The sequence below is a fragment of the Polynucleobacter necessarius genome (assembly GCF_900096765.1).
In the GTDB taxonomy this organism is placed as follows: Bacteria; Pseudomonadota; Gammaproteobacteria; order Burkholderiales; family Burkholderiaceae; genus Polynucleobacter; species Polynucleobacter necessarius_F.
In genome coordinates this window covers 218615-231595 of sequence record NZ_LT615228.1, presented here as the reverse complement: position 1 = coordinate 231595, position 12981 = coordinate 218615, and the positions used below count along the sequence as shown (strand labels likewise).

Genomic DNA, 12981 nt, shown 5'->3' with positions numbered 1-12981 from the left:
TGATTATTCACTCAAATTAAAGCTTGAGTAACCACTTAATTGAAATTGATGATAAAGCTGGGCTAGAGCACAGGATGCCAATCTTGCGCGCTCGTTATCAGCTCGACTAGTTAACATAATGGGCACCTGCGCTCCCAGTACAAGGCCTGCTGGCTGGGCATGAGAAACAAAAGTCAATTCTTTAGCCAGCATATTCCCAGCCTCAAGATTGGGCACGATTAAAACCTGAGCCTTACCAGCAACTGGTGAATTGAGATGCTTTGTGAGCGCCGCAGACATATCAATCGCGTTATCCATGGCTAGCGGACCATCCACTTGACCCCCAGTGATTTGGCCGCGATCAGCCATTTTGGCGAGAATTGCAGCATCCATTGAGGATGGAATGCTTAAGCTGACAGTCTCTACAGCGGACAGAATGGCTACATGTGGCAAAACAATGCCGCATGCCCGAGCAAGGTCTATCGCATTTTGAACAATATCAACTTTAGTAGCAAGGTCTGGAGCGATATTGATTGCCGCATCCGAAATAAACAATGGTTGCTCGAATGTCAGCACGTTCAATACAAAGACATGCGAGATTCTTCTGGAGGTTCTCAGACCCCCATCTTTTTTAACGATTTGAGAAAGCAACACATCAGAATGTAAATTACCCTTCATAATGGCTGCAACTTGTTTCTGATGAACTAACTCGACTGCTTTTGCCGCTGCTTGTTTATGGTCCGCAATGTCGATTAGCTGCATGTTCGATATATCGATAGAACCCAATTGAGCAGCTTTTTGTATTGCAATTTGAGAGCCAATTAATATTGGGTTAATCAAACCTTGATTCATAGCCAAAAGTGTTCCCGCCAATGAATTAGCATCATCTGGACATACGACGGCGGTAGGCATTTGAGGCAAGCTTTTCGCCTCTTCTATTAAGCGATGGAAATGATCGTGCTCTGACAATAACAAGCCTGGTAACTCATGAGGCTTCAAATAAATCGTGCTTGTTGGTGCGTCGACCACTGCCAGTCCACTTGCGATGCAGATTCCATCTTGCTTATGAACATGCGTTTCAAATACGACTTGCGGACATTCTTTTTTTCAATTAACTTGACTTCTACCCTGAGTAAATCACCAACATGCGCATAATTTAAAAAATTGAAATCTTGAGATCGATACAATGTGCCGGGCCCTGGAAGAATATTCCCCAAGACGCTAGATATGAGCGAGCCCACCCACATTGAAGGGGCAACCGCTTCATTATCTTCGACCTCTTGCTCTGCGGGAAGAGGAATATTAAGAGGATTTAAATTTCCAGATGCATGAGCAAATAAAAAATAAATCACGCGCAGAAATGCGGCGCTCAATAAAAGCACTTTGCCCTACTTGTAACTCATCCCATGTATGGTTTTTAAAACCAGACTCTGACAAATTCATTCTGATTGCTCGATTTGTTTTGGCCGATGGTGTTTTTTAGACAGCATCTCTTCAATTTGGCCGTACATTTTCAAAACATATGGGTGCATTGTTTCGCGAGGCCCTGCAATATCCATTACCAGTGCTAGCGCTTTTTTCTGCTTATCAACAGTATTTAGAAGAATCGGCAAGGTATCGAATGCTTTATTTGGTTCAAAATCAACAATCATGGATTGCTGGTGAACTAATTTCACAATATCCTCATGAGACATATCTGGAAATAGTGCGGAATGTCCCAACGCAATTAATTCACGTTCTAAGCGTGTTCGTCTTACATATCCACGTGCACTATTTAATAAATGCAATATCCGCACTACGCCCTCGGCCAATCCGCCTTCCTCAATGCTTGATAGGGCTGAATGTACTTCTGGCATTTGACGTACATCCACATGATGACGTTTCGGCACTTCAACACCTTTTGGCGCAATCGAAGCTTTAATGAATGGGGAGGTATAGATGGAAAAGAAAAGGGTTTCTGTCATCGCATCCCGCATATTGCGATATAGATTCAGCTGCGTTTCAACTAAGGTAGTTGTTATTTTTTCTGCCATCAAGAAGGGATTATTCTTGCTCACAGGATTTCTTTCTTGTGAGACACCCTCAACTACTTTATCCATCATTGGCATCAATGGATTTTTATCCGAAAAAATCAGTCGTTGAGTGCGCAAAGGATGTGATTCACGCATCAGCTCTACCGCTTCAGGGCTTACTACATTCTTGACAACTGGTCGAACAAATCGATCATAGATGGCCGTGCTGATATTAGACATTTCAGCGACCTCGGAGAATAGCTCCTCATCGTCCCTACCATCACCCAGAGCCAAAATATCACCCATACCTCTAGGCTCAAATCTGATATGAAGTCGATCCTCTTCGTCATCGAGCTTCATCTCATATAAACCTGGAGAAAGTGCCTCAATTGCTCTGACAGTATCGGTAATAGCGACATGCTCTCTACCGGCAACCTCACTGGACACAAAAATACTTAAGTGGCCAATTGAATCATGCAGCATATAGACAATACGCTGCCCTCTCGCTTTAATCTCCTCGACGCTAGCATATAGATCTGGAATCCAATTTAAAGCTTGCTGAGGAGGCGTAATGTTATCTCCATGAGAGGCGAACACAATAATTGGGGATTGAATGGTTTTTAAATCAATCCTATCTAATCCCAAGACTGCGTCACCACTAGCTAATTTATTACCGATAAAGAGATTATCTAATATCCATCGCATCTCTGATTCAGTTAAAAAGCAATAGCCGCCCCACCACTTTTCAAAATCAAGAAATCGCTGTGCTTCTGTATCAACATTGGCATATAAGTTGTAATACTTACCAAAGAAGCTATTGCTGGGATTTAAAGACTCAAAGTTAGCTACTAAATTTGCGCCATCAAATAAGCCATTGCCTAGATCAGCTAAAAACAGTGCAGGCACAGCCCCACCTTTAACTCCACCGGTATAGCGCATAGGATTCTCACCTATTTTTCCAGCCCAATATGACATAGGGGAGCCATTCAAAACCAAGGGACCAGCCAACTGGGGTGCGGATGCTGCCAGTAACATTGCAGCCCAGCCACCCTGACAATTGCCCACCACAATAGGTTTTGGTGAGTTTGGATGACGCGAAATAATATCCTGCAAGAACATGATTTCAGCATCACAAACGTCTGCCAAAGTTTGCCCTGGCTCTGGCATCGGTCTAAATGCAACAAAATAGACTTGATGCCCATCAGCAAAAGCATCCCCCACTTGACTATCTGGTTTAAAGCCGCCAATACCTGCACCATGACCAGCCCGAGGATCAATGATCATGACTGGCGCACGTCCTTCGTCAATAGTTACACCTTGTGGAGGAACAATTTTCAATAAGAGGTAATTGACTGGAGAGCTTAAATCCTTGCCATCCATAATGATTTCATACTTAAAATCTAAGACCGGCGGCATACCAGACTCAACGTGATCAACATAAATGTTGCCACGCTTACGTAAGGTCTCAAAAACCAAAGCCTTACGCTGATTGGAGTCGGTTAGGTACTCATTCCAGGATTTCCACATTTCCACCGGATTAGAAAAAAGCAAACTCTGAGTGCTTTCCTTGGATCTGTCCAAAGCGTGCTCAATTTTTTTGGGCTCACCCAGCGCAATCTCCTGCATCTTTCGAAGATTGAGTGTGGCCAATTCTGAGATTTTATGGACAGCCTGTTGCTGCTCCTTTTTTACAACTTCAGCTGCATCCATATTTCTCTTGAGCAAATTTTGCAAAGATGAAATAGGGTTATATTGATTGAATTCGATCATGCTGTTCCCCAAAGTTGTTAGAGCTTCATTGAATACTCTAGAGAGTTAGCATGACAAATATGTGTAATGTTTATGACTAATTGAATATGACAGTATTACGACATATTTATTACATATTTTTTATGTCTGATGGCTCGCTATATACATCTTTGAGTCATCTTCATCAGTATGTAACTCATACCCCAAATGACGCATGAGAATTAACATATCCTGGTTTTCTTTTAATACATATCCGTATATTTGAGTTAAGCCATTTAATTTTGCGCAATCCAAAATGCCTTGCATCAAATGCGAACCTATTCCCTCATGGTGAAAATCATCACTGACCGACAGAGAAAATTCACCTTGAGAACCTTGATCATCTCTAACGTAGCGTGAAATTCCTACCAGACGTTCCGGCTCACCTGGCTTTTGCACTATAGCGACCAATGCAAAATCATTAACTCTTGTTGCGCTAATAATTTGATTTAATAAATCATTAGGCAGTGTCGACATAGCATGCGCATACCGAAAATACCGACTTTTTAAGGACAGGTGATCGAATAAATCTAAGACAGCGCTGCGATCACTATTTGTAATTGGTCTGATTTGGTACTCACCGCCATGAACCAAGGGCCACACCCTAATAAATTGGGAATTTAAGGCCTCATTTTTCATCTCTAAGTCACTCATTACTATCTCGCATAATAGGCATTGGCTTTAAATCTTCAGCAACAATCAATTTTGCAGCTGTGGCATTGATTACCTCATCAGTAGAAACGCCTGGCGCTAATTCACGTAGCACTAAGCCATTTTCCGTTGGCTCTATCACTGCCAATTCAGTAACTATTAGACTAACTGGTCTAGTTGATGTCAGGGGCAATGTACATTCCTCAAGAATCTTGGGCTCCCCTTTTGCAACGTGTTGCATAGCCACCACCACTCTCTTGGCACCCGTTACCAAATCCATAGCGCCGCCCGTACCGGGCGCCATTTTCCCGGGAATCATCCAATTGGCTAATCTTCCGCGAGCATCAACTTGCAATCCGCCCAATACCGTCCTATCCAAATGGCCTCCCCGAATCAACCCGAATGACAGTGCCGAGTCTATTCTTGTGGCACCAGGTATGGCCATGACAGAGACCCCACCAGCATCGGTTAAATCTTCGTCCTCCATTCCCTCTGGCGGTCTTGCGCCTAAGCCGATAAGTCCATTTTCAGACTGCAAATAAACCAGCATTCCATTAGGCAAATATTTGGTCACTTGGGTAGGCAATCCAATGCCAAGATTTACCAACATACCATCAGAAAGTTCTTGTGCAACTCGCATAGCGATTACTTCATTGGGTAACAATTTTTTAATCATATGCTTTTCCTAATGATGACGATGCGGCATTGCCACTAGCTCTGATACCAGAACGCCTGGAGTTACTACATCATTTGGTGTAATCATGCCGACAGGAACGATTTCGCTCGCCTCACAAATCACTGTTGATGCAGCCATTGCCATTACAGGGTTGAAGTTAGTAGCCGTTAATTGATATGCAAGATTACCGAGATAATCAGCCTGATGAGCATGAATCAAAGCAAATTCAGCAAAAATTGGTAGCTCCAATAACCACTGCTCTCCATTGATGTCCACCTTTTGCTTTCCTTCTTCAGCCAATGTGCCAATACCCGTTTTAACTAAGACGCCGCCCAAACCAAATCCAGCGGCACGAATACGTTCAACAAGATTTCCTTGGGGAACAAGATCAACGGTAATGTCCCCAGAAAACATCTTTGACTGAGTCTCAGGATTAAGACCAATATGACTTGCAATCACATGTTTTACTTGCCCACTAGAGATTAACTTTCCGATTCCATAATTCTGCTTCCCAGTATCATTTGCAATGACCGTCAACTCACCAGTACCTGTAGCAACTAAAGCATCAATGATTCGATGTGGTGTACCAATTCCCATGAATCCGCCAATCATCAAAGTAGAACCAGAGGGTATCCTAGCAACCAGCTCTTCAACAGGAACAGCCTTTTTCATTTTTAATTCTCCTTCTTTGATACAAAATGACTTAAGTGCAATTGTTGAAATACATTTTCATCCAATGGGCTCTTGTCATCAGGTACGCCATGCTCAGCACGTAGCGCATGAATATGGCCTCTCAACAAAATCAGGCCCTTCAAAGTGGCCAGCTTGTGAAAATGTTCATGATCGTCAGGCAAATTGTTACTAAGCAAGCGATCTACTTCAGATTCATTCTCAAGATCAATGTTTAAAAAAATAGGCTAATCGAACAATTTCAATATTCAATTCATGAATATCTTCATTTAAATGAAGATCGGTCAGAGAATTTTCTGGCAACATTGTTAAGCCACTGCATGGCATCCGCCATCAACGTAAATGGTTTGGCCTGTCATCCCGCTAGATATATCATCACATAGGAAAGCCGTCAGGTTTGCTACCTCATCAGTAGTAACTAGTCTTCCCAATGGCGCCTTTTCGATTGCACGTCTCATCAAGTCATCAAATCCTTCAATGCCTGAGGCAGCCCTCGTTAATATGGGTCCAGGCGACACTGCAGTAACACGTACCCCTGATGGACCCAACTCTAAGGCCATATATCGAACCAATGACTCCAGGGCCGCCTTAACAGGACCCATTAATCCATAGTGGGGGACCGCTTCGTCAGCCCCCAAATAACTCATCGTTACTAGACTGCCACCATGTTTCATGTACGGCACACAGAGATGTGCAATTTGAGCGAACGAATGACAAGAGATGGTCATTGCGCGAGCAAATCCATTACTCGAGCTATCAATTACACGGCCATGTAAATCTTCCAAGGGAGCCCATGCGATAGAGTGGACGATAAAATCAAATTGGTTTAAGTGTTGCAGAGCAAAGTCAATAAACACTTTTAACTGATCCGGCTCTTCCACATTACATGCCTGAATGCGAATACCTTCTGACATCATAGAAGGAGCAATTGCATCGTAGGCCTTTTGGTTCAAGCAGGTAGCAATGACTTCAGCGCCCTCTAGAGATAACTTTTTTGCTACAGCATAAGCAATACTTTTATCGTTTGTAACACCAAAAACCAAACCTCTTTTACCCTTTAACATTGCAGTCCTATCTAAATTTACCCACATCAATCTTGACCAAAGAGTATGACAGTTTGAAGGCGTGCAAATCTCGATCCAAAATGAGTGTCTGATGCATTCCGTGTAAAAAAAATGATTCAAGATTCATCAAATTGCCACATTCAAAATGGATGATGATCCTGCTTTCCATAAGAAATGCTCCTTGTCACGACGACTTATCCCAGCTCAGGCTGGGATTTTTTTGGAATCACTTTTATGAATCTATCGAAAGACAAAAATCTAGAAGCCGAAGAGATGGCCTGCAGTGAAGAACTCAAGGCCAAAAAGAAAGCAATTGAGAGGAGACAAGGAAAAGTGCTCTCTGAGCTTGGCAAGACGATTTCTGAATTAAAAAATGGACTCTATCGCCTAGAAAAACCACCTGAGGATTAAACGCCCATTTGAGATTGAATAAAGTCGCAAACTAACAAATTAAATGGCGCTGGATGACCTGCATTTGGAACCTCAAGGGTTTGCATGTGGGGGATATAGCTTCTAGCGTCCTGTACGCGCTGCTTTGTGCAAATCTTTGAGTCAGCTCCGTAAATAAGCGCTACCTTTCCTTTGAAATTTTCAAGAGATTCATGAAAATTCATACCCCAAATATCCGCCTGATAGGAAAGATCAAAATGACTGGGAAGTTGAGCATCAGAAATAGCTTTCTGATCAACACTTAGCTCTTTTGCTAATTCACGCGTCTCTCTAAATCCTAGTTCATTCCTCATTGATTTATAAAGCGCATATAGTGAGGCCCAATTAACTGTAAGCGCAATGTCGTTCAAAATGATCCCATCAATTTTTTTGCCAAAAATTTGGGTAAGGTACATGGCCAATACACCACCCATACTGGTGCCTAGTATCGTTATTCGCTGACGCATTTTTTCTTTACCCAGTGCCACACCTCGAATGAGCTCGCTTATATCTGATAGATATAAGGACATTTTGTAATCGCCACTGCCAATATAGTCAGAGTCACCTCTACCAGAAAAATCAACACTGATCACCTTGCAGTTATCAAACCTCAAAAAGTAAGCATGAATTACTGCAAAAGATGCTTTGGTTTCCAGTAGACCCGGTAAACAGATCAAAATATTTTCTGCATCTAGATCCCCTGATACGGTATAGGCAATTTTTCTAGGATTTACTTGGTTCTCAATTAGAAAGTATCGGGTCTCTTGTAAGACTTTGGCAGCTTTAGTACTGATCAGACGCGTAATTAACGGACTCTTTTGCGCAGCTTCAAACTCTTCATTGTGAGTATTGACGGTCTCCTCGTTTGCTACAGGCGCTAAAGGCTCTACAGGAGGAGTGGCGACTGGCTGTTGACAATCTGACTCTGCTGCCTTAAACAATCTAGACAACCGAGCCTTAATACTTATAAGGACATCAAATATTTTTTTCTTCATCAGCATTTCACATTAGTAAGTTGAGGAATCAATCAACCTCAACATTCCAACTGTAAAGAATGCTGATGACAGTATTACTAAAATCAATTTAAAGAAGATTTCACTTGTTAAGTCAATGAAATCAATCCATAGGGAACGAGTAACAAAAACTTGAAGAGGGATATTTCTCAATAATTAAATTACTAAGGTGGATTTTTTATTCCCACTCGATCGTCGCTGGCGGTTTTCCACTGATGTCATATACCACGCGATTGATTCCACGCACTTCATTAATGATGCGATTAGAAACCTTGCCGAGTAATTCATGGGGCAAGTGAGCCCAGTGTGCAGTCATAAAGTCTTGCGTCTGGACTGCTCTGAGGGCCACAACATATTCGTAAGTACGGCCATCGCCCATTACACCTACAGATTTGACGGGTAAGAACACTGCAAATGCTTGGCTAGTGAGGTCGTACCAAGATTTTTGACTAATCTCATCAATCGTATTTCGCAATTCTTCAATAAAGATTGCATCGGCACGCTGAAGCAAGCTTGCATACTCAGCCTTAACCTCACCCAGTATACGTACACCAAGACCAGGACCCGGGAAGGGGTGACGATAGACCATCTCACGTGGCAATCCGAGAGCAACACCAAGTTCGCGAACTTCATCTTTAAAGAGCTCACGCAGTGGCTCAAGAAGCTTGAGATGCATATCCTCAGGCAAACCGCCAACATTATGGTGACTCTTAATGGTATGCGCACCTTTCTTGCCCTTACCCGCAGACTCAATCACGTCTGGATAAATCGTGCCCTGTGCTAACCATTTGGCATTTTTAATTTTTCCAGACTCACTTTGGAAAATTTCTACAAACTCTTTACCAATAATTTTGCGTTTAGCCTCTGGATCAGAAACCCCTGCAAGCTTACCCATGAAGGTGTCTTTTGCATCAACGCGAATCACTTTGACGCCAAGATTTCTGGCAAACATCTCCATCACCAGATCACCTTCATTGAGACGTAACAGGCCATGGTCTACAAAGACGCAAGTCAACTGGTCGCCAATCGCACGATGGATCAACGCTGCGGCAACACTTGAATCTACACCGCCTGATAAGCCAAGAATGACTTCTTCATCCCCAACTTGTTTACGAATATTTTCAACCGCTTCTGCAATGTAATCACCCATTACCCAATCGGGCTTGCAATGACAAATCTGATGAACAAAGCGCTCAAGAATAGCTGTGCCTTGAATAGTATGAGTAACTTCTGGATGAAACTGAAATGCATAGAAACGACGCTCTTCATCTGCCATACCGGCAATAGGACAAGACTCAGTAGAAGCCATCAACTTGAAAGTTGACGGCATACTCGTTACTGAGTCACCGTGACTCATCCAGACCTTGAGAATGCCGTGACCTTCGCCAGTAGAAAAGTCCTGAATACCTTTCAGCAAATCAGTGTGGCCATGCGCACGCACCTCTGAATAGCCAAACTCACGCGCTTTACCGAGCGACTCAGCAGATGCTACTGCACCACCTAATTGGGTTGCCATGGTTTGCATTCCGTAGCAAATACCTAAAACGGGAACTCCTAATTCAAATACGATTTGCGGAGCACGAGGACTACCTTCTTCAGTAACTAAAGATGGACCACCAGACAAAATGATGCCTTTGCCACCCTGCTCTTGAATGAATTTACGAATGAACTCAGGATCACAATCATAGGGATGGATCTCGGAATACACTCGTGCATCACGTACACGTCTAGCAATTAATTGAGTTACTTGTGAACCAAAGTCGAGAATCAGTATTTTGTCGTGCACGTAAGAAACAGTCTTAATTAAAGTCTTAATCAATGTGGTAATTAATGTGGTAATTGGGCGCTTCCTTCGTGATCTTCACATCATGAACGTGTGACTCACGCACACCCGCAGAAGTGATTTCAACAAAATTCGCTTTTTCATGCAATTCGGCAATCGTCTTGCAACCCAAGTAACCCATTGAAGAACGAATGCCGCCAGTGAGCTGATGCAAAATTGCCAAAACACTACCCTTATAAGGGACTTGACCCTCAATTCCTTCGGGAACCAGTTTTTCAGCATTAGCAACGATATCGCTTTGGAAATAACGATCAGCAGAACCATCTGCCATCGCGCCTAAAGAGCCCATGCCGCGATAGCTCTTGTATGAACGTCCTTGATAAAGGAATACTTCGCCAGGAGCCTCTTCAGTGCCGGCAAACATACCACCCATCATGACAGAGCTTGCACCTGCAGCCAATGCTTTGGCCACATCACCAGAGTAACGCACGCCACCATCAGCAATCAATGGAATGCCGGTGCCTTTCAATGCGGTTGCCACATTCACGATCGCAGTGATTTGTGGAACACCCACACCAGCAACAATACGGGTAGTACAAATTGAGCCGGGGCCAATACCCACCTTTACACCATCAGCACCATGATCAGCTAATGCTTTTGCTGCATCACCAGTTGCAATGTTTCCGCCGATGACTTGCACGTGAGGGTAATTTTTCTTGACCCATTTCACACGATCTAAAACACCTTGGCTGTGGCCGTGGGCAGTATCTACCACGATGACATCTACACCAGCACGCACCAAGAGTTCAATGCGCTCATCATTATCAGGGCCAACACCTACAGCTACTCCAACACGTAACTTACCTTCGCTGTCTTTGCAGGCATTCGGATGCTCAGTAGCTTTCAGAATATCTTTAACAGTAATCAGACCACGTAATTCAAAGTTGTCATTGACCACTAAAACACGCTCGAGTCTGTGTTGACTCATTAAGCGTTTTGCTTCATCTAATGAACATCCTTCTTTCACAGTCACCAAACGCTCACGTGGAGTCATCTTGGTTTTTACTGGTGCGTCTAAATCTTCTTCAAAACGCAAATCGCGGTTTGTAATGATTCCAACCACTTCCTTTCCAGTTAAAACTGGAAAGCCCGAGAACCCATGCTCGCGGGAAAGTTGAATAACTTGACGCAAAGTAACATCCGGGCCGATGGTAATTGGATCACGCAATACACCAGACTCATAGCGTTTTACTTTGGCAACTTCGCGTGCTTGATCTGCAGGCTTTAAATTTTTGTGGATGATGCCAATACCACCCTCACTAGCCATAGCAATTGCAAGCCGACCTTCTGTGACGGTATCCATCGCAGCAGACACCAGAGGTGTATTTAAGGAAATATCTCGAGTTAATTTACTTGCCAAGCTGGCATCTCGAGGGAGTACCGCAGAATAAGCCGGTACGAGGAGCACATCGTCAAAAGTGAGTGCTTTTTGAATGAGTCGCATGCAAAACCCCTAGAAAACCCCTAGCCTAGAAAACCCCTAGTCGCAAAAACAGATCAGATTATAGCCTCCTAGCCTTCCTTTTGGCTGCCGCGGCCTGGAATTTGGCGTCTTGGTTCTGGTTAGCCTTCTTGCGTCTGACGGCCTTGGGGTCAATTAACAAGGGTGAGTAGAGCTCAAGACGGTCACCAGCATAAATTGGGCTATCCCATTCTTTGCGCTTCCCAAAAACCCCAAAACAGCCCTTTCGAGCCAATACGGAATCTTCTGGCCCCAAGGCTATTGCTGCCTGAGTAATTGCCAAGCCAACAGTAGGTTGCTCATCAGAGGCAAAATGGAGCTCAAACGGACTTATCACCGGCTTACCCTGCCTAGCATCACAAATCCAGATATTCAGAACTTGATCAGCCATAAAGCTCTTCTGCGCGCTTTACAAAGCAATCTACAAAGGTTCCTGCAATATGCCCAAAGACAGGCCCAATGATTTTGTCTAGGATGATGCTCTTAAATTCCCAGTGCAACTTAAATTCCACCTTGCAGGCATCTTCACGCAAAGGAATGAAGTTCCACTGTCCCGAAAAATGTCTAAACGGGCCGTCGACAAAAACCATATCAATGGTCTCGGGACGATGATTGACATTGCGGGTATGAAAGAACTGATAAATACCCTTAAAACTGATGTTGATTTTGGCGTCCAGCACAGTCTCAGTCTGCTCGAAGATTTCAACCCCGCCACACCAAGGCAAAAACTCAGGATATCTCGCTACATCAGTCACCAGACCATACATACGGTCAGCGGACTGGCCAATTAAAACGGTCTTGTAGACGTCTGCCATAATCGATCTTGGAAGCTAAATAAATATGAGTATCGTCGATAACAAAAAAGCCTTCTTTGATTATTTTATCGAGGAACGATTTGAGGCTGGGCTTGTGCTTGAGGGCTGGGAAGTAAAAGCCATTCGCGCAGGTCGTGTGCATATCAAAGAAGCGTATGTAGTCATTCGCAAGGCGGAGCTTTTCCTGATTGGTTGCCACATCACCCCCTTACTATCAGCCTCTACGCATATCGTCCCAGATAGCACTCGCACTAGAAAACTCCTGCTAAATGCAATCGAAATCCGCAAACTCATTGGTAAAGTAGAGCAAAAGGGCTACACACTAGTACCGCTGAATCTGCATTTCTCCAAAGGAAATGTCAAATGCGAGATTGGTCTAGCTAGAGGCAAAAAACAGCACGACAAGCGCGCAGCCACTAAAGAGCGCGAGTGGGAAGTACAAAAAGGCAGAATCGCCAGGGGCGACTTAAACGCTTAAATGCGTCTGAATTTGCAAAACTGTCTAGCAGACCTAGCATGTCGTAGCATTTTTGCACTAATTTAGTGCGTTATGGCACCA

15 protein-coding genes are annotated in these 12981 nt (G+C 43.6%); 2 read left to right on the top strand and 13 right to left on the bottom strand.

The annotated features are described in order from the left end of the window. Positions 1-3: 3 nt before the first annotated feature. From DXE33_RS01215 to DXE33_RS01185, 8 genes are all read right to left on the bottom strand, one after another. Positions 4-1026 (bottom strand): bifunctional enoyl-CoA hydratase/phosphate acetyltransferase, encoded by a 1023-nt coding sequence (locus DXE33_RS01215; protein WP_331851812.1) that lies wholly within the window; start codon positions 1024-1026, stop codon positions 4-6. Next, on the bottom strand, positions 975-1352 hold the full coding sequence (locus DXE33_RS09700; protein ID WP_197711958.1) for a MaoC/PaaZ C-terminal domain-containing protein: 378 nt from the start codon (positions 1350-1352) through the stop codon (positions 975-977). Before DXE33_RS09700 ends, DXE33_RS01215 begins: the two co-directional genes overlap by 52 nt. Before the next feature lie 66 nt (positions 1353-1418). Beyond that, entirely contained in the window at positions 1419-3761 is a 2343-nt protein-coding gene (locus tag DXE33_RS01210; protein WP_114638292.1) for a DUF3141 domain-containing protein, read from the bottom strand. A gap of 120 nt (positions 3762-3881) precedes the next feature. Beyond that, positions 3882-4433 carry a GNAT family N-acetyltransferase gene (locus DXE33_RS01205; protein WP_114638291.1) on the bottom strand — a complete coding sequence of 184 codons (552 nt, stop codon included), beginning with the start codon at positions 4431-4433 and terminating at the stop codon, positions 3882-3884. Beyond that, positions 4426-5106 carry a 3-oxoacid CoA-transferase subunit B gene (locus tag DXE33_RS01200; protein ID WP_114638290.1) on the bottom strand — a complete coding sequence of 227 codons (681 nt, stop codon included), beginning with the start codon at positions 5104-5106 and terminating at the stop codon, positions 4426-4428. The genes DXE33_RS01205 and DXE33_RS01200 overlap by 8 nt, the downstream gene beginning before the upstream one ends. Positions 5107-5115: 9 nt before the next feature. Continuing rightward, positions 5116-5778, bottom strand: a complete 663-nt coding sequence (locus tag DXE33_RS01195; protein ID WP_114638289.1) for a CoA transferase subunit A — start codon at positions 5776-5778, stop codon at positions 5116-5118. 2 nt (positions 5779-5780) lie between these two features. Next, a complete protein-coding gene (locus DXE33_RS01190; RefSeq protein ID WP_162785389.1) occupies positions 5781-5975 on the bottom strand; it encodes a hypothetical protein in 195 nt (64 codons plus the stop codon). 129 nt (positions 5976-6104) lie between these two features. Beyond that, positions 6105-6860, bottom strand: coding sequence for an enoyl-ACP reductase FabI (locus tag DXE33_RS01185; RefSeq protein ID WP_114638287.1), 756 nt, complete (start codon positions 6858-6860; stop codon positions 6105-6107). Between the two features lie 234 nt (positions 6861-7094). On the opposite strand from DXE33_RS01185, the gene DXE33_RS01180 reads away from it, so the two are divergent. Beyond that, positions 7095-7271: a hypothetical protein gene (locus tag DXE33_RS01180; RefSeq protein WP_162785388.1), complete on the top strand. Its 177-nt coding sequence runs from the start codon at positions 7095-7097 to the stop codon at positions 7269-7271. On the opposite strand, the gene DXE33_RS01175 is transcribed toward DXE33_RS01180, so the two are convergent. The 5 genes from DXE33_RS01175 to DXE33_RS01155 all read right to left on the bottom strand — a co-directional run bounded on the left by DXE33_RS01175 (position 7268) and on the right by DXE33_RS01155 (position 12422). After that, the gene (locus DXE33_RS01175; protein WP_162785387.1) at positions 7268-8239 is read right to left on the bottom strand and encodes an alpha/beta fold hydrolase; all 972 of its coding nucleotides are present in this window, start codon (positions 8237-8239) and stop codon (positions 7268-7270) included. The two genes, DXE33_RS01180 and DXE33_RS01175, sit on opposite strands and share 4 nt — an antisense overlap. A gap of 241 nt (positions 8240-8480) precedes the next feature. Beyond that, positions 8481-10088 carry a glutamine-hydrolyzing GMP synthase gene (guaA, locus tag DXE33_RS01170; RefSeq protein ID WP_114639681.1) on the bottom strand — a complete coding sequence of 536 codons (1608 nt, stop codon included), beginning with the start codon at positions 10086-10088 and terminating at the stop codon, positions 8481-8483. A gap of 25 nt (positions 10089-10113) precedes the next feature. Next, positions 10114-11589 carry an IMP dehydrogenase gene (gene guaB, locus DXE33_RS01165; RefSeq protein WP_114638284.1) on the bottom strand — a complete coding sequence of 492 codons (1476 nt, stop codon included), beginning with the start codon at positions 11587-11589 and terminating at the stop codon, positions 10114-10116. Between the two features lie 58 nt (positions 11590-11647). Beyond that, entirely contained in the window at positions 11648-11998 is a 351-nt protein-coding gene (locus DXE33_RS01160; protein WP_114638283.1) for an RnfH family protein, read from the bottom strand. After that, the gene (locus DXE33_RS01155; RefSeq protein ID WP_114638282.1) at positions 11991-12422 is read right to left on the bottom strand and encodes a type II toxin-antitoxin system RatA family toxin; all 432 of its coding nucleotides are present in this window, start codon (positions 12420-12422) and stop codon (positions 11991-11993) included. Before DXE33_RS01155 ends, DXE33_RS01160 begins: the two co-directional genes overlap by 8 nt. Positions 12423-12447: 25 nt before the next feature. On the opposite strand from DXE33_RS01155, the gene smpB reads away from it, so the two are divergent. Further along, the gene (gene smpB / locus DXE33_RS01150; RefSeq protein WP_114638281.1) at positions 12448-12900 is read left to right on the top strand and encodes an SsrA-binding protein SmpB; all 453 of its coding nucleotides are present in this window, start codon (positions 12448-12450) and stop codon (positions 12898-12900) included. Positions 12901-12981: the final 81 nt, after the last annotated feature.

What these genes read in the sequence shown, in the direction of transcription:
- DXE33_RS01210 (WP_114638292.1), bottom strand. Translation starts at nt 3,761, where the DNA reads ATGATCGAATTCAATCAATATAACCCTATTTCATCTTTGCAAAATTTG.
- DXE33_RS01205 (WP_114638291.1), bottom strand. Translation starts at nt 4,433, where the DNA reads ATGAGTGACTTAGAGATGAAAAATGAGGCCTTAAATTCCCAATTTATT.
- DXE33_RS01200 (WP_114638290.1), bottom strand. Translation starts at nt 5,106, where the DNA reads ATGATTAAAAAATTGTTACCCAATGAAGTAATCGCTATGCGAGTTGCA.
- DXE33_RS01195 (WP_114638289.1), bottom strand. Translation starts at nt 5,778, where the DNA reads ATGAAAAAGGCTGTTCCTGTTGAAGAGCTGGTTGCTAGGATACCCTCT.
- DXE33_RS01185 (WP_114638287.1), bottom strand. Translation starts at nt 6,860, where the DNA reads ATGTTAAAGGGTAAAAGAGGTTTGGTTTTTGGTGTTACAAACGATAAA.
- DXE33_RS01180 (WP_162785388.1), top strand. Translation starts at nt 7,095, where the DNA reads ATGAATCTATCGAAAGACAAAAATCTAGAAGCCGAAGAGATGGCCTGC.
- guaB (WP_114638284.1), bottom strand. Translation starts at nt 11,589, where the DNA reads ATGCGACTCATTCAAAAAGCACTCACTTTTGACGATGTGCTCCTCGTA.
- DXE33_RS01160 (WP_114638283.1), bottom strand. Translation starts at nt 11,998, where the DNA reads ATGGCTGATCAAGTTCTGAATATCTGGATTTGTGATGCTAGGCAGGGT.
- DXE33_RS01155 (WP_114638282.1), bottom strand. Translation starts at nt 12,422, where the DNA reads ATGGCAGACGTCTACAAGACCGTTTTAATTGGCCAGTCCGCTGACCGT.
- smpB (WP_114638281.1), top strand. Translation starts at nt 12,448, where the DNA reads ATGAGTATCGTCGATAACAAAAAAGCCTTCTTTGATTATTTTATCGAG.